12 protein-coding genes are annotated in these 18,190 nt (G+C 62.3%); 10 read left to right on the top strand and 2 right to left on the bottom strand.

The features are described 5' to 3' along the window. Positions 1-51: 51 nt before the first annotated feature. From AC1DWQ_RS16520 to AC1DWQ_RS16545, 6 genes are all read left to right on the top strand, one after another. Positions 52-4,257, top strand: coding sequence for a YhdP family protein (locus AC1DWQ_RS16520; protein ID WP_477670750.1), 4,206 nt, complete (start codon positions 52-54; stop codon positions 4,255-4,257). 2 nt (positions 4,258-4,259) lie between these two features. Next, on the top strand, positions 4,260-5,066 hold the full coding sequence (locus AC1DWQ_RS16525) for a carbon-nitrogen hydrolase family protein (RefSeq protein ID WP_477670618.1): 807 nt from the start codon (positions 4,260-4,262) through the stop codon (positions 5,064-5,066). 10 nt (positions 5,067-5,076) lie between these two features. Then, positions 5,077-7,170, top strand: a complete 2,094-nt coding sequence (locus tag AC1DWQ_RS16530; protein ID WP_477670619.1) for a two-component system sensor histidine kinase NtrB — start codon at positions 5,077-5,079, stop codon at positions 7,168-7,170. Between the two features lie 10 nt (positions 7,171-7,180). Beyond that, a complete protein-coding gene (locus AC1DWQ_RS16535) occupies positions 7,181-7,807 on the top strand; it encodes a response regulator transcription factor (RefSeq protein WP_457282424.1) in 627 nt (208 codons plus the stop codon). Between the two features lie 110 nt (positions 7,808-7,917). Then, a complete protein-coding gene (gene mltA / locus AC1DWQ_RS16540) occupies positions 7,918-9,165 on the top strand; it encodes a murein transglycosylase A (RefSeq protein WP_477670620.1) in 1,248 nt (415 codons plus the stop codon). 36 nt (positions 9,166-9,201) lie between these two features. Beyond that, positions 9,202-9,540 carry a hypothetical protein gene (locus AC1DWQ_RS16545; RefSeq protein WP_477670621.1) on the top strand — a complete coding sequence of 113 codons (339 nt, stop codon included), beginning with the start codon at positions 9,202-9,204 and terminating at the stop codon, positions 9,538-9,540. An 80-nt stretch (positions 9,541-9,620) separates the two neighbouring features. On the opposite strand, the gene AC1DWQ_RS16550 is transcribed toward AC1DWQ_RS16545, so the two are convergent. Both AC1DWQ_RS16550 and AC1DWQ_RS16555 read right to left on the bottom strand, forming a co-directional pair. Next, positions 9,621-10,163: a hypothetical protein gene (locus tag AC1DWQ_RS16550; protein WP_477670622.1), complete on the bottom strand. Its 543-nt coding sequence runs from the start codon at positions 10,161-10,163 to the stop codon at positions 9,621-9,623. Positions 10,164-10,413: 250 nt separating this feature from the next. Further along, on the bottom strand, positions 10,414-10,899 hold the full coding sequence (locus tag AC1DWQ_RS16555; RefSeq protein WP_477670623.1) for an Lrp/AsnC family transcriptional regulator: 486 nt from the start codon (positions 10,897-10,899) through the stop codon (positions 10,414-10,416). Between the two features lie 185 nt (positions 10,900-11,084). Here AC1DWQ_RS16555 and AC1DWQ_RS16560 point away from each other — a divergent pair, with 185 nt between their 5' ends. From AC1DWQ_RS16560 to secF, 4 genes are all read left to right on the top strand, one after another. Further along, positions 11,085-14,651, top strand: a complete 3,567-nt coding sequence (locus tag AC1DWQ_RS16560) for an indolepyruvate ferredoxin oxidoreductase family protein (protein WP_477670624.1) — start codon at positions 11,085-11,087, stop codon at positions 14,649-14,651. Between the two features lie 230 nt (positions 14,652-14,881). Beyond that, a complete protein-coding gene (gene yajC / locus AC1DWQ_RS16565; RefSeq protein ID WP_477656808.1) occupies positions 14,882-15,223 on the top strand; it encodes a preprotein translocase subunit YajC in 342 nt (113 codons plus the stop codon). Positions 15,224-15,291: 68 nt separating this feature from the next. Beyond that, entirely contained in the window at positions 15,292-17,166 is a 1,875-nt protein-coding gene (gene secD, locus AC1DWQ_RS16570; RefSeq protein WP_477670625.1) for a protein translocase subunit SecD, read from the top strand. 44 nt (positions 17,167-17,210) lie between these two features. Beyond that, a complete protein-coding gene (gene secF / locus AC1DWQ_RS16575; RefSeq protein ID WP_477670626.1) occupies positions 17,211-18,164 on the top strand; it encodes a protein translocase subunit SecF in 954 nt (317 codons plus the stop codon). Positions 18,165-18,190 lie beyond the last annotated feature (26 nt).

The raw sequence follows: 18,190 nt of genomic DNA on the forward strand, positions 1-18,190 counted from the left end.
TGGTTCACTGCCGGGCGAACGCTGGCCCCGGCGGTCATAATTCTCATGTCAATGGAGCCAACGATCCCCAGCCTGCCTACCCCGCCGCCGCAACGACTGCGATGGCTTGCTCTTACCCTGCGCGTGTTGCTGTGGCTTGTTGCCACGGCCTGGGTGCTCTTTGGCCTGACCTGGTTCGTGCTGCATGGCTGGATTGTGCCGCGAATCGGGGAGTTTCGTCCGCGCCTGGAAATAGAGGCCAGCAAGGCTTTGGGGGTGCCTGTTCGCATTGGTGGAATCACCGCACATTCCCAAGGGATGATTCCGTCGTTCGAGTTGCGCGACGTGACCCTGCTCGACGCCCAGGGGCGCGAGGCCCTGCGGCTGCCGGTGATTCTCGGCGCCCTGTCCGCCTCTTCGATCTGGGGGTTGGGCTTCGAGCAGCTTTACATCGACAAGCCCGAGCTGGACATACGGCGAACCGCTGACGGAAAGATCTATGTCGGCGGCCTCGATGTTTCGCAGGACCGGGCGGCCGGCGAGAGCGCCGCTGCCGACTGGTTCTTCTCGCAGACCGAGTTTGTCATGCGAGGCGGCACCGTGCGCTGGACAGATGAAATGAATCCGGCACCACCCCTGGCGTTGACGCAGGTTGACTGGGTGATGCGCAATACGCGGCGGCGCCACCTCATGCGTCTGGATGCCACACCCCCTGCAGAATGGGGTGACCGTTTCACTGTCAGGGGCATATTCCGCCAATCGCTGCTGTCAAGCAGCGCCGGTGATTTTGATGCCTGGACAGGCCAGCTATTTGCCGGGTTCGACCGGGTGGATGCGTCCCGCATCAAACCGTACCTCAACCTGGACGCACTGGGCATTGAGCTGACACGCGGGAATGGCGCGCTTCGCGCTTGGGCAGATATTTCCCAGGGCCGGGTGACTGGCGGCACGGCCGATGTGGCGTTGCAGGATGTAGACGCCCGTCTGGGTGCCAAGCTGCAGCCTTTGGCCTTTGATTTTGTCGCCGGGCGTGTGGGTGGCGGTCAGCGTACCAATGGTTTTGATTTCAATACCGAAGGCCTGCGCTTTCGTACCCGCGACGGCCTGCAGTGGCCAGGCGGCAACGTGGCGCTGGTGCACACAGGGGACGAGGCCGGCGTTGCGCAGCACACCGAACTCAAGGCAGACAAGCTCGATCTTGCAGCGCTCGCACAGATTGCCAATCGCCTGCCGCTTGATGCTCCCGTCCATGGGCTGATCGCTTCATTTGCCCCGAAGGGACTGGTCGAAAGCGTTGAGGCTCGCTGGCAGGGACCGCTGGATGCCCCTGCCGCCTACGCCGCAAAAGGACGCGTCGCCGGGCTGAGTATTGCTGCCCTGCCCGCACCGCCCAGCCCAGCGTCAGTGCATCCCAAGCCTGGCAGGCCGGGAATCAGCGGCGCCACCATTGACTTTGACCTGACGCAAGCGGGTGGACGGGCCGGGGTCAAGATACTCAACGGCTCGCTCGACCTGCCGGGCGTGTTTGAGGATTCGCTGGTGCCGTTTGACCAGCTTTCCGCCGAGACGCAATGGAAGTTTGCGGGCCGGAAAATCGAAGCGCAGCTGAACAACCTGCGATTTGCCAATGCCGACGCGCAGGGAGAAGCGCAAGCCGCATGGCATACCGACGATGTGGTTTCCGGCAAGCCGCCTGCCGGAGATGCAGCAGATCCCCGATTCCCGGGTGTGCTGGATCTGCAGGGCGTTTTGAGCCGCGGTGATGGCGAGCGGGTACACCGTTATTTGCCGCTGGTATTGCCGGACCGGGTGCGCCACTATGTGCGTGACGCGGTCGTGCAAGGCCAGGTCAGCGACGTGAAGTTCAAGGTCAAGGGACCGCTGGCGCAATTGCCTTTCACCAACCCGGCGCAAGGGGACTTCCGGGTGACCGCCAAGGTGCGGAATGGGCACTATGCCTATGTGCCCAAATCCATACAGCCGGCCGGAGCGGCGGGGTGGCCGGCCTTGACTGAACTCAACGGCGAACTGGTGTTTAACCATGCGGCACTTGAGGTCAACGACGTCACCGGCAAGGTCAATGGCCTGCCGGGTTTGCAGCTGGTCAAGGGTAATGCACGTATCCCTGACCTGACCCATGACACCACTGTCGAGGTGAACACACACCTCAAGGGGCCGCTTGCTGATGCGCTGGGGTTCGTCAACCAGTCCCCGGTTGCCGGCATGACCAATCATGTGCTGGCCAAGGCGGTTGCGGCCGGAACGGGCGAATACCGGTTCCGGCTGGACTTGCCTATCCACACGATCGATAAATCCCGGGTGGAAGGAACCGTCACTCTGCCCGGCAATGACCTGCAATTTGGCCTGGATACCCCAGCGCTGACAAAACTCAAGGGCGTTGTGACCGTGAGCGAACGCGGTTTCACCGTGACAGGCGCCCAGGCACGGCTGCTTGGCGGCGACGTCCGTTTTGACGGTGGCACGCGGGTGCAGGCGCGATCGCCCGGCAATGCAGAGCCGGAAAGCCTGGTGGCATTCAAGGCGCAAGGCGTTGTCACCGCTGAAGGGTTGCGTCAGGCCAGGGAGCTCGGCGCGCTTTCGCGCATGGCCCAAAATGCCACGGGCAGCACGGCTTACACCGCCTCGTTGGGTTTTCGCCGTGGCGTGCCTGAGCTGGTTGTCGCCAGCAGCCTGCAAGGCATGGCGCTCAACCTGCCCGCGCCCCTGAGCAAGACCGCAGAAGCGGCATTGCCGCTGCGGTTTGAGAATTCGCTTGTGCCGACCTCCATGGGGCCGGGGCAAAAGCTGGAGGACCAGCTTTCGGTAACCATTGGCCGTGTGGCGTCCGTCATGTATGTGCGCGACGTCAGCGGCAGCGAACCTCGTGTGATGCGGGGCGGAATCGGCGTCGGGCTGGAGCCGGGGGAGACAGTGCCCGTGCAGGAAGCCGGTGTGGCGGCCAATATCAACCTGGCCCACGTGGACCTCGATGCCTGGCAAAAAATACTGGCAGATTCTTCTTCCGGCAGCGCGCTCCAGACACCTCCGCCGGTGGCTGCCACTGCGGCGACCAACCGGGCCGCCGCGAACGCGTCCCTGACTTATCTGCCGACCTCCATGGCCATTCGCGCAAAGGAGCTGGTGATTGAAGGGCGCAAGCTGAACAACGTGGTGGTGGGAGGCTCCCGTGAAGGCCTGACATGGCGTGCAAATATCGACGCGTCGGAGCTCAATGGATATGTCGAATTCCGGCAGCCTGGCGGCATAGGGGCCGGGCGGGTCTATGCGCGGCTTTCCCGTTTGAGCCTGGCGCCAGGTACGGCCAGTGACGTGGAAGCGATCCTGAACGAGCAGCCCGCCAGCATCCCTGCCCTGGACATCGTGGTGGAAGACCTGGAGCTGCGCGGAAAAAAGCTGGGGCGGGTCGAGATCGACGCCGTCAACCGCGGAGCGTCTGCCGCGGCCCGCGAGGGCGTGCGCGAATGGCGCCTGAACAAGTTCAATGTGATCCTTCCCGAGGCGGTGCTGACGGCAACGGGCAACTGGGTGGCGATCAATGCCCAGAGCGTTGCGACAAATGCGCCGCGTGCCGCGCGCGCGGCTGCCGAGCGCCGCCGCACCGTGATGAATTTCAAGCTGGACATCGCCGATTCGGGTGAGCTGCTCAAGCGCTTTGGCATGGGTGAGGTCATTCGCCGTGGCAAGGGCAAACTGGAGGGGCAGGTCGCGTGGATGGGGTCACCTCTCAGCCTGGACTATCCCAGCATGAGCGGACAGTTCAACGTCAATGTGGAGTCGGGGCAGTTTGTCAAGGCTGACCCGGGCATCACAAAACTGCTGGGTGTGCTGAGCCTGCAGTCTTTGCCCAGGCGGCTGACCCTGGATTTCCGGGACGTTTTTTCCGAAGGCTTTGCCTTTGACTTTGTCCGCGGCGACATCAATATCAACCAGGGCGTCGCCTATACCAACAACCTGCAGATGAAGGGCGTGAATGCGGCCGTGCTGATGGAGGGTAGTGCCGATATTGCCAAGGAGACGCAGAACATCAAGGCGGTCGTGGTGCCGGAAATCAATGCCGGTACGGCTTCCCTGATCGCCACAGTCATCAATCCGGCCATCGGCCTGGGCAGCTTCCTTGCCCAGATGTTCCTGCGCCGGCCTTTGATGCAGGCGGCGACCCAGGAATTCCACATTGAAGGAACCTGGTCTGACCCGAAAATCATCAAGGTGGATCGCAAGGCACAGGCTGCAGCAGAGCCTGTTCAGGAGGTTCGTTAACCATGAAGATAGCTGCCATCCAGATGGTCTCAGGTACGCGCGTGCAGGACAACCTTGCCGCAGCCCGCAGCCTGCTTGAGCAGGCTGCGGCGCAGGGCGCCGAACTGGCCGTGCTGCCGGAATATTTCTGCATCATGGGCTTCAAGGACACCGACAAGCTGAAAGTCCAGGAGAGCGTCGGAACGGGCTTGATACAGGACTTCCTGAGCCGGTCGGCGCGTGAGCTCGGCTTGTGGATCGTGGGCGGCACGCTGCCCATGGCCACGTCTGATCCGGCGCGCGCGCGCAACTGTTCGCTGGCCTATGCGCCGACGGGCCAATGCATCGCGCGGTACGACAAGATCCATCTTTTTCGCTTTGCGCAGGGAAAGGAAGACTATGACGAAACGCGTGTGCTGGAGCCCGGCGCGCAGCCCGTCGGGTTTGATCTGGTTTCCCGCGATGGCCATGTCTACGCTGTCGGCATGAGCATTTGTTATGACCTGCGCTTCCCGGAGCTTTACCGCGCGTTGAAGGCCGATGTGCTGCTGGTGCCCAGCGCGTTTACCTACACCACCGGGCAGGCGCATTGGGAAGTGCTGCTGCGTGCACGCGCCATTGAAAACCAGGCCTATGTCATTGCGGCGGCGCAGGGCGGCACGCATGAAAACGGCCGTCGTACCTGGGGCCACAGCATGCTGGTGGATCCCTGGGGTGAGGTGCTGGCCCAGCAGGCCGAAGGCGCAGGCGTTGTTCTGGGTGAAATCTCCAGCACTCACACGGAAGGTGTGCGAAGCCGTTTGCCTGCATTGAACCATCGTTTCCTATGAGGCCGGCCGCGTGAGGTTTCCGTTTGCCAACGGCGTCAGCCGCGCCAGCAAGCGCTGGTCCCTGTGGGCGCTGCTGGTGGCGCTGCTGGTGGCGTTGCTGGGCATTCTGGTGTGGCTGGCGGGACGGTACGAGTCCAGCATGGTGCAAAGCCGGCTGGAGCATGACGCAGCGGAAGCCGTGACCGACATCCGCTCGGGACTGACGCGCAATATCCAGACCTTGCAGGCACTTCAGTCCAGCGACCGCACGCCGGAGTCGTGGCATTCGTCCGCCGCCGAGCTGCTTCGCGAGCGCCGTGAAATCATGCGGCTTGAATGGCGCAGCGAAGCGCTCGATGTGCTCGGGTTTGTGGAGACGCCCTATCGCACTTCGGTGTTCGAGCGGCTCGGGCGGGGCAGTTTGCAAACCGACGTGGGCCTGACCTGCACCACGGCCCGGCGCCTGAGCGGCGCGGCCTACTCCACCAGTTATTTCATGCCGCAGCGCGATGGCCTGGGTCTGGAGGTGCTCGACATGTGCCTGCCCATCACGGTGTCGGGGCGCCTCACGGGGTATAGCGTGGTCACCTATTCGCTGCAGGACATTCTGGGGGAACTGGTCGGCCGCCAGCTCGCACGGGGCATCGGCCTGTCTTTTACCGAAGCGGACGGCACGCGCCTGGCCCTGCAAGGCGTGCCTTCGCGCGGCAGCCGGATTTATATTGCGCAACAGCTGCTGGACCTGCCCGGCAATACGCTGGTGGTCAGGATGGAAAGCCGGCTGGGCACGCCGGCCCTTTTTCCCAACGTGCTCACCGCACTGGTAACCGCCATGTCACTGGCGCTGCTTGCCGTGTTGTACCTCCTCGCAAGGGATATGCGCCGCAGGCTGAAAGTCGAGCATGACCTCGGCGAGGCCCTGGCTTTCCGCAAGGCCATGGAGGACTCCGTGCTGACCGGCCTGCGCGCGCGCGACCTGCACGGGCGCATCACTTACGTGAATCCGGCGTTTTGCAAGATGGTTGGCGTGGACGCCAAGGACCTGCTCAACCAGAGCTTTCCCTCGCCCTACTGGCCACCCGAACTGGCCGGCGTTTATCAGCAGCGCCAGGAAATCCGGCTGGCGGGCAACAGCCTGCCCAGGGAGGGTCACGAATCGGTGTTCATGCGGCGCGATGGCACGCGGTTCCCCGTGTTGATCATGGAAGCTCCGCTGATCAATGCCGTGGGCAAGCACACCGGCTGGATGAGTGCGATTCTGGACGTCAGTGAACAGCGACGGGTGGAAGAGCTTTCCCGTGCCAGCCAGGACCGTCTGCAGGCCACCGCACGATTGGCGATGGTTGGCGAGATGGCCTCGCTGCTCAGCCACGAACTCAACCAGCCGCTGGCCGCCATTTCAAGCTACGCCACCGGCTCACTCAACCTGCTGCAGGATGGCATGGACCATGACAAGCCGCTGGCAGCGAACGCCAGCTCAGCCATGGCACCGTTGTCGGAAGATTTGCAGCTGGCCATGCGCCGCATTGCCGAGCAGGCCGAACGCGCGGGAAAGGTCATCAAGAGCGTGCATGATTTTGTGAGGCGGCGCGATCAGGTGCGCGAAGCCGTGCAGCCTCGCGCCCTGCTGGACGCCATCATGCCGCTGGTGACCCTTCAGGCACGCAAGCTCGGCGTGCGCGTGGTGATCGAGGTCGACGAGACCTGCACGCCCGTGCTGTGTGACCGCACCATGGTTGAGCAAGTGCTTCTCAACCTCTCGCGCAACGGCATGCAGGCCATGCAGGCTGCGGCCCACGAAGGAGGGGCGGCGGAGGCGGCCCCGCGGGAAAAGGTGCTGACGCTGCGTATCCGTCCGGCCGCATCGAACGCACAGAGCCGCTGGGTGGAATTTTCGGTGACGGATTGCGGTGAAGGCATTTCCAGTGAAGTGGCCGAGCAGCTCTTCACGCCTTTTTTCACTACCAAGGAAGAGGGTATGGGGCTGGGCCTGAGCCTGTGCCGCACGGTGATTGAGCAGCACGGCGGCTTCCTGGGGTTTGAGCCCGGCCAGCCGCGGGGTACGATTTTCAGTTTCACCTTGCCGGCGGCCCTGCCGCATGATGCAGGGGCGCATACAGCCTGAAGGACACAGCATGGAACCCATTCAAAATGCCACGGTTTATATCGTCGACGACGATGCCAGCGTGCGCGACGCGCTGGCCTGGCTGCTGCGCTCGCGCCGCCTGCTGAGCGAAACCTTCGACAGTGCAGAGGCGTTTGATGCGCGCGTATCCCAGCAATTCGCGGTCAAGTCGCCTTCATGTGTGTTGCTGGATGTACGCATGGCGGGCCTGAGCGGTCTGGCCATGTTCGAGAAGCTGATTGCCTACGGCTTGCTGCCCACGTTGCCGGTGATCTTTTTGACGGGCCATGCGGACGTTCCCACGGCGGTCGACGCGGTCAAGCGCGGCGCTTTTGATTTTTGCGAAAAACCCTTTTCAGACAACGCATTGGTAGACCGCATTGAACAGGCGCTGAACCATTCTGCCGGGGCACTGGCGCAGCACAGCGAGTCGACGGGCCTGCAGGCCCGTCTCGACGGCCTGACAGACCGTGAGCGTGATGTGATGAAGCTGGTGGTGGGTGGGTTGCCCAACAAGCTGGTGGCGGACCAGCTTGACATCAGTGTGCGCACGGTGGAGGTCCACCGTGCCAGGGTTTTTGACAAAATGGGTGTCAAGTCGGCGGTGGAGCTGGCCAACCTGCTGCGTAACCTGTAATTGCAGCGCTGTGCCGGGCTTATTTTTTTTCGGGCTCTGCCGGGATCTCTGAGTGGACCGATTCCTTCAATTCGCCATTTTTACGGCCCGAAAACATCGTCCACCACACAATGAACACCAGCAGCAGCAATGCCCCCAGGGCTTCGAGCAAAAGTAGGGCCATGACATTTCCTTGGATTTCAAAAGAGGCTTCGATGCCTGTGCTGCCGTCAATGCGTTCCATGCGGCTTGTCCCAATTATCGCCATGGCGGCGCTGCTTGCTTCCTGCGCAAGCCCGCCCCGGCCGCCTTCGACCGTCCCGGCGGGCGAGCCCACAGCCCCGGGCGTGCGCGCCGGCGATACCGGCCCATTGCCTGCGCCCATGGTGCAGGGGAAAAGCCGCTGGGTCGCGGTCCGCTGGGCCGAGTTGCCCGGCTTCGAGGAAGACGCGCTGTTTGAGGCCTGGAACGCCTGGCTCAAAAGCTGCGAGCGTCCCGGCCCGGGTTTTGCGCCGCTATGCGGCGAGATCCGGCGCCTTAGCATTGCGTCTGCCGATGAGCAGCGCAACTGGATGGTCAGGCGGCTGCAGCCCTATCGGGTGGAGAGCCTGCAAGGCGTAACCGAGGGGCTGTTGACCAGTTACTACGAGCCTGTGCTCAGGGCCAGCCGGCAGCCCGTTGCGGGTTACGAGGTGCCGCTGTACCGTCCTCCCGCATCGCTGGGCAGCCGCAAACCGTGGTTCTCCCGGCAGGAAATCGACACCCTTGCTGAAGCCAAAGCGGCGCTGCGCGGCCGCGAGATCGCCTGGCTGGCCGACCCGGTTGAGGCGATGTCGCTGCACATACAAGGCTCGGGCCGCCTGAACATCACCGAAGCCGATGGCTCACAGCGTGTCGTGCGTGTGGCCTATGCCGGCTCGAACGAGCAGCCGTTTCGCAGCGTGACCCAGTGGCTGCTGGAGCAGGGCGAAGGCCGCATGACGGCGCCCTGGGTGGAGTCCACCAAGGCATGGGTTGCAAAAAATCCGCAGCGCGCGCAGCAAATGCTCTGGAGCAACCCGCGCTACACTTTTTTCCAGGAGCAGCCGCTGAGTGAACTGGATACCGCCTTTGGACCCAAAGGTGCGCAGGGCGTGGCGCTGACACCGGGCCGTTCCATTGCAGTTGACCCGGGAAGCATTCCCTACGGCACGCCGGTGTGGCTGGCGTCCCGTGGCGGTGCGGCCAACCTGCAGAAGCTGGTGCTGGCGCAGGACACCGGCAGCGCCATCGTGGGTGCGGTCAGGGCCGATTACTTTGCCGGAACCGGCCCCGAAGCCGGCCTGCTGGCGGCACGTGTCAACCAGCCGCTGCGGCTCTGGGTGCTCTGGCCGAAGTGAGTGCTCGAAACGTTGGGCAAGCCTGAAGGAGATTCCATGAAACAACTGTCGGCCCGAACCGGGATGGCCTTGGTGGGGGTGACCGGAGCGCTTGTGCTGGCAGCCTGCGCGGCGGGTGGCGGGCCTTCGTCTACCGCGCAGTACCGCTGCGAACACGGCGCTGACTTCAAGGTGAAATTTGTGGACGACACCGCCGTGCTGGATAGCGCCGGCGGCTCGGACCTGCTGTTTCGTGACGCAGGCGGCCAGGGTGCGCAGCAGACGGTGTACAGCAATCCGCGGATGCGCGCCGAGTTTGGCCTGGGCGCCAGCGGCCGTGAGGCGGTGCTGCGTTATTCCTTGCTGCCGCTGACGTCACGCTGCGTGCGCGACTGATTCCCTGGAAAACCTCTTTGCGTTGTTGTGCGGACCTGCCGTGCCACAATCGTTTCACCGCGATTTGTGGGCGGCTTCTTCTAGCGCACGGAGAGGCGGACTTCTACCCTCATGCCGTCCCGACGGGTCGATTGCCGGCTGTCGGCGATGCCGCTGCTGCTGCCGGCGCTCGCATCGTCCGATTCGGCCACGGTGACCCATTCCCCGAGGCGAACGGTTAGCGAGGTGCTGGTGGACGATGAGGACAGGGGAGCCTGCGGCGACGAGCCTGTGCGGCTGGCCTGCCCCGCGGCCAGTTCCAGCTCCACGCTGTCGCCGCCGTACCAGGTGGGCCTGGCTGAAAAGCCGCTGTTGGCCTCGATGAACACGGTGCCGGCCTGGCGCGCCTGTACCAGCCGCAGCGGCTGGCTGTTGCCCAGGTTGATGTTGGCGTTGCGGCCATTGAGCACCAGCACGCGCTGCACCAGGTCGCGTGAATCGCTGCGCTGGCTGTCCTGGGCTGTGATCTGCGCATTGAGGCCCGAACGGCCCGGTTGCAGCACAACACCGCCTTGTGCGCCGAGGGCGCTCTGGGAGCGCAGGCTGCTGCCGGCCTGCCGCACTTCGATCTGCAGGTTGCGCATGGGTAGTGGCTCTGGATTTGCTCCTGAATTGATAGCGGGTTGCGCTTGCAGGACGGGCGCCAGAGCCATAAAAAGCATAAAGGCCAAAGAGGCGGGGCTGGAAAATGGTTTCATGCGGGGCTCCTTGAAGCGTTGTCTTGCAGGTGTTTCATGCGCTGGCCATTGTGCACAGTGGGAGAGCTTGATGCTATTAAATCAATAGCTGATTGCGCCCGTCGGAAAAGGGTTGCAAGCACTATTTTCTTGAATTTTAGGCTGTAGCTCGCGTCAGATGCCCCAACGGCAGCGCGCTGCTGGCTTTGACTTCGCCCAGCGAAAAACTGGTGTGCAAGTCTTTCACATTGGGCAGGTTGATCAGGTTTTGCAGCGCAAACTTGCTGAAGGCTTCCAGGTCTTGCGCCACCACCTGCAGCTCAAAGGTGCCGGTGCCGCTGATGTAGTGGCAAGAGACGATCTCCGGCAGCTTCTTGATGGCCTCTTCCAGCTGGCGCGTTGCGTCGCCACTGTTGCGGTCAGCGTCCAGCCGGACAAAAGCCAGCACGCCCAGCCCGATCTTGTGACGGTTGATCTCGGCCCGGTAGCCGGTGATGAAGCCGCTTTCTTCCAGCGCCCGCACGCGCCGCCAGCAGGGCGCGGCCGACAGGCCCACGCGGGAGGCGAGTTCCGTGTTCGTCAACCGGGCGTCGAGTTGCAACTCATTCAGGATGGCGATATCAAACTTATCTAATGTTTCCATATTCACAACTTTACAGCAAGATTCTTTCTGGAAGTGCCCTAAATTGGGCAAACAAAGCAAAGACATATCACGGCTGGCGGCATACACTTTGCATGCAACTAGAGGGCGCCCCCTATCCGGGTGTGGCCCTTCTGCCAGCCTGCCCACAAAGCGGTACTAACAAACAGTCCTGGAGACCCACGAACATGAACGCGCCCCTACCTGAACACATCCGCAAAGCGCTAGAGACCGTCACGCTTGACGATAAATATTCTTTAGGCCACGGCCGCGCCTTCATGAGCGGCGTCCAGGCGCTGGTTCGCCTGCCCATGCTGCAGCGCACGCGCGATGCGATCGAGGGGCTGAACACGGCGGGTTTTATCAGCGGCTACCGCGGCTCGCCGCTGGGCGGTTATGACCAGGCCCTGTGGGCTGCCAAAAAGCACCTGGCTGCGCAAAACATCGTGTTCCAGCCCGGCGTCAATGAAGAACTGGGCGCTACGGCAGTCTGGGGCACCCAGCAACTCGACCTGTACCCGCAAAGCAAAAAATTCGACGGCGTATTCGGCATCTGGTACGGCAAGGGCCCGGGCGTGGACCGCTGCTCCGACGTTTTCAAACACGCCAACATGGCCGGCACGGCCAAACACGGCGGCGTGATCGCCATCGCCGGCGATGACCATGTGTCCAAGAGCTCCACCGCCGCGCACCAGAGTGACCACATCTTCAAGGCCTGCGGCCTGCCGGTGTTCTTTCCGTCCAATGTGCAGGACATCCTGGACATGGGCTTGCACGCGTTTGCCATGAGCCGGTTTTCCGGCGTCTGGTCGGGCATGAAAACCATCCAGGAAGTGGTCGAGTCTTCGAGCTCCATCCTGGTCGACCCCGATCGCGTGAAGATCATCATCCCCGAAGATTTCGAGATGCCGCCTGGCGGACTGCACATCCGCTGGCCGGATGCTCCGCTGGAGCAGGAAGCCCGGCTGATGGACTACAAATGGTATGCGGCGCTCGCGTACATCCGCGCCAACAAGCTCAACTACAACGTCATCGCCGGCCCCAAAGACCGCTTCGGCCTGATCGCCAGCGGCAAGGCCTTCAACGACACGCGCCAGGCGCTGGCCGACCTGGGCCTGGACGAAGACACTTGCCACCAGTTGGGCATCCGCCTGCACAAGGTCAACGTGGTCTGGCCGCTGGAGGCCACCATCACGCGCGACTTCGCTGAAGGCCTGCAAGAGATTCTGGTGGTCGAGGAAAAACGCCAGGTCATCGAATACCAGATCAAGGAAGAGCTCTACAACTGGCGTGCCGATGTGCGCCCCAATGTGCTGGGCAAGTTCGACGAGCCCGAAGGCGACCAGTCGGGCGGCGAATGGGGCCGTTCCAACCCGAGCGACAACTGGCTGCTGCGCGCCAAGGCCGACCTGACGCCGGCCATCATCGCCAAGGCGATTGCCAAGCGCCTGAAGAAGCTGGGCGTACCCGCCGACATCATCTCGCGCATGGACGAGCGCCTGGCCATCATTGAAGGGCGTGAGCGCGCCCTGACCGCAGGCAAGGCCGACACCGGCGAGCGCGCACCCTGGTTTTGCAGCGGCTGCCCGCACAACACCAGCACCCGCGTGCCCGAAGGCTCGCGCGCCGTGGCCGGTATCGGCTGCCACTACATGGCGACCTGGATGGACCGCTCCACTTCCACCTTCACCCAGATGGGCGGCGAGGGCGTGACATGGGTGGGCCAGGCGGCGTTTACGACCGACGAACACATTTTTGCCAACCTGGGCGACGGCACCTACTTTCACAGCGGGCTGCTGGCGATCCGCCAGGCCATCGCCTCGGGTGTGAACATCACCTACAAAATCCTCTACAACGACGCGGTCGCCATGACGGGCGGCCAGCAAGTCGGCGAACGGCCTGAAGGCCATTCGGTGCTGCAGATCATGCAAAGCCTGCGCGCCGAGGGCGTGGCCAAGCTGGTCATCGTGACCGACGAGCCGCAGAAATACGACGGCGCGCCGCTGCTCGACGGTGTGACGGTGCACCACCGCGACGAGCTGGATCGCATCCAGCGCGAGTTCCGCGAGATCAAGGGCACGACCGCGATCATTTACGACCAGACCTGCGCGACTGAAAAGCGCCGCCGCCGTAAACGCGGCACCCTGGTGGATCCTGAAAAGCGCGTGGTGATCAACGAGCTGGTGTGCGAAGGCTGCGGCGATTGTTCGGTGCAATCCAACTGCCTGTCGGTGGAGCCGCTGGAGACCGAATTCGGCCGCAAGCGCCGCATCAACCAGAACACCTGCAACAAGGATTACTCCTGCGTGAAGGGCTTTTGCCCCAGCTTTGTGACCGTCGAGGGCGGGCAGCTGAAGAAGCCCAAAAAAGACAAGAAGGGCGCGCCCAGCAGCCTGTTCGCAGTTCCCGAGCCCGTGCTGCCTGTGGCGGAAAACGCCTGGGGCATTGTGGTGGGTGGTGTCGGCGGCACCGGTGTCATCACCATCGGCCAATTGCTGGGCATGGCAGCCCATATTGAGGGCAAGGGTGTGGTCACGCAGGATGCGGGTGGCCTGGCGCAAAAAGGCGGCGCCACCTGGAGCCATATTCAGATCGCCAACCGGCCGGAAGCCATTTACACGACCAAAGTCGACACCGCCAAGGCGGACCTGGTGATCGGCTGCGATCCGATCGTGGCGGCCAGCAAGTACACGCTGACCGTCATGCAGCCGGGCCGTACCTACGTGGCCATGAATTCACACGGCACGCCGACAGCGGCCTTTGTGACCAACCCCGCCTGGCAGTTCCCTGGCGGCAATTGCGAGACGGCCGTGACCTCCGCAGTGGGCGCTGACTTGCTCGGTAGCTTTGATGCTGAGCAGGTCGCGGTGCAGCTGGTGGGGGATTCGATCTACACCAACCCGCTCATGCTCGGCTTTGCCTGGCAAAAAGGCCGGGTGCCGCTGTCGCACGCCGCGTTGATGCGCGCGATCGAGCTCAACGGTGTGCAGGTTGACAACAACAAGGCGGCTTTTGAGTGGGGCCGGCGTTGCGCGCACGACCTGGCTGCGGTGCAGGCCCTGTTCAAGGCCGCCCAGGTGATCGAGTTCGTGAAGCGCCCTTCGCTGGACAACATGCTGGCCAAGCGGGTTGACTTCCTGACGGCTTATCAGAACGCGGCATATGCGCAGACCTACCAGGCTTTTGTGGAGAAGGTGCGCGCTGTGGAAGCGCCGCTGGGCAAGACGCTGCTGACCGAGGCGGTGGCCCGGTACCTTTTCAAACTCATGGCTTACAAAGACGAGTACGAAGTGGCGCGCCTGCACACCGACACGGGCTTCCTGGACAAAGTCAACGGCATGTTTGAAGGCGACTTCAAGCTCAATTACCACCTGGCGCCGCCCATGATTGCGTCCAAAAACGACAAGGGCGAGCTGCAGAAGAAGCAGTTCGGCCCCTGGATGCTGGGCGCATTCAAGGTGTTGGCTCGCCTGAAAGGTCTGCGCGGCACGCCGCTGGATGTCTTTGGCCGCACGGAGGAGCGGCGCACCGAGCGGGCCCTGATTGAGGAATACAAGGCGAGCCTGCAGGACGTGATGGCTGGCCTGACGGCCGAAAACCACGCCACGGCGTTGGAAATCGCCCGGATTCCAGAAATGATCAAGGGTTATGGCCATGTCAAGGCACGCCACCTGGCAGCAGCGCGGCCCCAGTGGGCCGCGTTGATGGAATCCTTTCGTACCCCCGGATCTACCGTTCAGCGGGAAGCGGCTTAAAGCCTGGACCGGCGCCGGCCTCGCCGCCGGTCCGGTGTTTCCTTCATGGAGCGGCTTTGCTGCGGAGCTTGCAGCAGCCCTTTGCGCGCAACCCCGGCTTGAAAAGCCCCTGGTGCGCGCCAGTTACCCCCTTCTGCGGATGCCCCGCCGCATACAATCGTGAACTCTGTGCGCTGTCCGTGCCGGATGGCGCGCGCCAGTGTGTCTTTTAAATCGTTGTGGAGTTAGCCGTGTTCATTTCTTCCGCCTTTGCCCAAACCGCTCCCGCTGCCGCTGCCGGCGGTGACATGATGTCCTCGCTGACGGGCATGCTGCCTCTGGTGCTGATGTTCGTGGTCCTGTACTTCGTCATGATCCGCCCGCAGATGAAAAAGCAGAAAGAGCATCGCGCCATGATTGAGGCGCTGGCCAAGGGCGATGAAGTCGCCACCGCAGGCGGCCTGCTGGGCAAGGTGACCAAGCTGGGCGATGTGTACCTGACCCTCGAACTGGCGCCAGGCGTCGAAGTCCAGCTGCAGCGCAGCGCGATCATCCAGGTGCTGCCCAAAGGCGCTATCAATCCAGCCAAATAAGGCTTTCGCCGGCCGCAACGGCCGGCAGGCCTGACTTTGTTCATCCGTCCACCAGGAACAGCCCTCTCATGAATCGTTATCCGGCCTGGAAGTACGCCATCATTGTGATTGCGTTCATCGTCGCAGCCCTGTACACGCTGCCCAACTTTTTCGGCGAAGCGCCTGCGGTCCAGGTCTCCAGCGCCAAGTCCACCGTCAAGATCGACAGTACGACGATGGCGAAAGTGGAGCAAATACTGAAGGAAGCCGGTATTGCGGCGGATGCCGTCGCCCTGGACGAAACTTCTGTCAGGGCGCGGTTTGGCGATACCGATACGCAACTCAAGGCCAGGGACGCGATCCAGAAAGTACTGGCGCCGGATTCCGAAGATCCTCCGTATGTCGTTGCGCTCAATTTGCTATCGCTTTCACCTCCCTGGCTAGCCCGGCTTCATGCTTTCCCAATGTACCTCGGGCTTGACTTACGAGGCGGCGTGCATTTGATGCTGCAGGTGGACATGCAGGCCGCGCTAACCAAGCGCGCCGAGTCCCTGGTTGGCGACCTACGGACGTCGCTGCGTGAGAAAAATATCCGGCACGGCGGCATCGCTCGTAATGGACAGACCATTGACATCAAGGTGCGTGACTCTGCCACACTGGCATCGGCCAAAGCCCTGATTCAAGACCAGTTTCCCGACCTCCAGACTGCTGAGGTCCCCGAAGGCACGGAATACAAGCTTACGGCTACGATCAAGCCTGAGGCGGCGCGCCGCATTCAGGACCAGGCTCTCAAACAGAACATGGTGACCCTTCACAACCGGGTCAACGAACTGGGCGTCGCAGAGCCGGTAATACAGCAGCAGGGTATAGACCGCATTGTTGTGCAACTACCAGGTATTCAGGATCCTGCCCGGGTCCGGCGCATTATTGGCCGTACCGCCACCCTGGAAATGCGTCTGGTGGAAGACAGCGCTGAAGCCCGTGCTGCCATGACCGGGGGGGGCATGGTGCCCTTTGGGTCGGAAAAATTCCCCGATATCAGCGGCAATCCGGTGATTGTGAAGAAGCAGGTCCTTGTTACCGGTGAGAGCCTGACGGACGCCCAGGCCGGCTTCGATTCGCAAAAGCAGGAACCCAATGTATCCCTGACGCTGGATGCCAAGGGTGGGAGGGTGATGCGCGAAACAAGCCGCGAGAACATGGACAAGCCGATGGCCATCCTGCTGTTCGAAAAGGGCAAAGGGCAGGCTATTTCGGTGGCAACCATTCGCGGTGAACTGGGTACACGATTCAGCATCTCGGGCGCCATGAATATCAATGCCGCCAACGATCTCGCCCTGTTGCTGCGCGCAGGCTCGCTTGCCGCTCCCATGGAGGTCATTGAAGAGCGCACCATTGGCCCGACGCTGGGCGCCGACAACATTGCCAAGGGCTTTCACAGTGTGTCGTGGGGCTTCGTCGTGATCGTGGCGTTTATGGCGATCTATTACATGCTTTTTGGCCTGTTTTCCGGCCTGGCGCTTGCCGTCAACCTGCTGTTGCTGGTCGCGGTGCTGTCCATGCTGCAGGCTACCCTGACCTTGCCTGGCATGGCGGCGATGGCGCTCGCGCTGGGTATGGCCATCGATTCCAATGTGCTGATCAATGAGCGTGTGCGGGAAGAATTGCGAAACGGTGCCTCCGCGCAAGCGGCGATTCATGCAGGTTATGAGCGGGCCTGGGCAACCATTCTGGACTCCAACACCTCGACATTGATCGTAGGTCTTGCGTTGCTGGCTTTTGGGTCCGGCCCGGTCCGCGGCTTTGCCGTTGTGCATTGCATCGGTATCCTGACCAGCATGTTCTCAGCGGTGTTTTTCTCGCGCGGCCTGGTCAACCTCTGGTATGGCCGCCAGAAGAAGCTCAAGACGGTTTCCATTGGCACAGTGTGGCGGCCCACCACTTCGGGTGCGGTGGCGAAGTAAGCCCACGCCCGGCCCTTTTTTCCTGAATTTCCCAAGGACTCCAGATGGAATTTTTCAAAATCCGGCGTGACATTCCGTTTATGCGGCACGCCCTGATCTTCAATGCCATCAGCTTTGCCACGTTCGCTTTGGCAGTATTTTTCCTGTTCTCGCGCGGCTTGCACCTGTCCGTCGAATTCACCGGCGGCACCTTGATGGAGGTGAATTACACCCAGGCTGCCGATGTCGGAAAAATCCGCGATACGGTGGCGGGGTTGGGCTTCGCCGATGTGCAGGTCCAGAATTTCGGCACCTCACGCGACGTGATGATCCGCCTGCCGGCACAAAAGGGCGTAAGCACTGCGCAGCAAAGCGACAAGGTGCTTGCGGCCCTGAAGGCTGCCAGCCCGGATGTGACGCTGCGGCGCACCGAATTCGTCGGCCCGCAGGTGGGCGAGGAACTCGCCCACGACGGGCTGAAGGCGCTCGCCATGGTGGTTTTCGGCATCATGGTCTATCTGGCTTTCCGCTTTGAATGGAAATATGCCGTGGCGGCCATCATCGCCAATTTGCACGACGTCGTGATCATTTTGGGATTCTTCGCTTTCTTCCAATGGGAGTTTTCACTGGCTGTGCTTGCTGCTGTGCTGGCGGTGCTGGGCTACTCGGTCAATGAGTCGGTGGTGATCTTTGACCGGATCCGCGAGAATTTTCGACGCTATCGCAAGATGAATACCACCGAGATCATCGACAACGCGATCACGTCCACCATCAGCCGTACCATCATTACCCACGGTTCCACCCAGATCATGGTGCTGTCCATGCTTCTCTTTGGCGGGCCGACCCTGTTTTACTTTGCCCTGGCGCTGACCATCGGCATTCTGTTCGGGATCTATTCGTCGGTGTTTGTTGCCGCTGCAATCGCCATGTGGCTAGGCATTCGGCGTGAAGACCTGATGAAAGGGCCGGCCAAAAAAGACGAGGATCCCAATGACCCCAACGCCGGAGCCACGGTGTAAGCTATGACTTAATCATCCTAGGGCGG

The organism is Polaromonas sp. P2_G11 (assembly GCF_056403595.1).

Excerpts from the sequence above, each read along its gene's own strand:
- AC1DWQ_RS16520 (WP_477670750.1), top strand. The coding sequence starts at position 52 with ATGGAGCCAACGATCCCCAGCCTGCCTACCCCGCCGCCGCAACGACTG.
- AC1DWQ_RS16525 (WP_477670618.1), top strand. The coding sequence starts at position 4,260 with ATGAAGATAGCTGCCATCCAGATGGTCTCAGGTACGCGCGTGCAGGAC.
- AC1DWQ_RS16535 (WP_457282424.1), top strand. The coding sequence starts at position 7,181 with ATGGAACCCATTCAAAATGCCACGGTTTATATCGTCGACGACGATGCC.
- mltA (WP_477670620.1), top strand. The coding sequence starts at position 7,918 with ATGAACACCAGCAGCAGCAATGCCCCCAGGGCTTCGAGCAAAAGTAGG.
- AC1DWQ_RS16545 (WP_477670621.1), top strand. The coding sequence starts at position 9,202 with ATGAAACAACTGTCGGCCCGAACCGGGATGGCCTTGGTGGGGGTGACC.
- AC1DWQ_RS16550 (WP_477670622.1), bottom strand. The coding sequence starts at position 10,163 with ATGCGCAACCTGCAGATCGAAGTGCGGCAGGCCGGCAGCAGCCTGCGC.
- AC1DWQ_RS16555 (WP_477670623.1), bottom strand. The coding sequence starts at position 10,899 with ATGGAAACATTAGATAAGTTTGATATCGCCATCCTGAATGAGTTGCAA.
- AC1DWQ_RS16560 (WP_477670624.1), top strand. The coding sequence starts at position 11,085 with ATGAACGCGCCCCTACCTGAACACATCCGCAAAGCGCTAGAGACCGTC.
- secD (WP_477670625.1), top strand. The coding sequence starts at position 15,292 with ATGAATCGTTATCCGGCCTGGAAGTACGCCATCATTGTGATTGCGTTC.
- secF (WP_477670626.1), top strand. The coding sequence starts at position 17,211 with ATGGAATTTTTCAAAATCCGGCGTGACATTCCGTTTATGCGGCACGCC.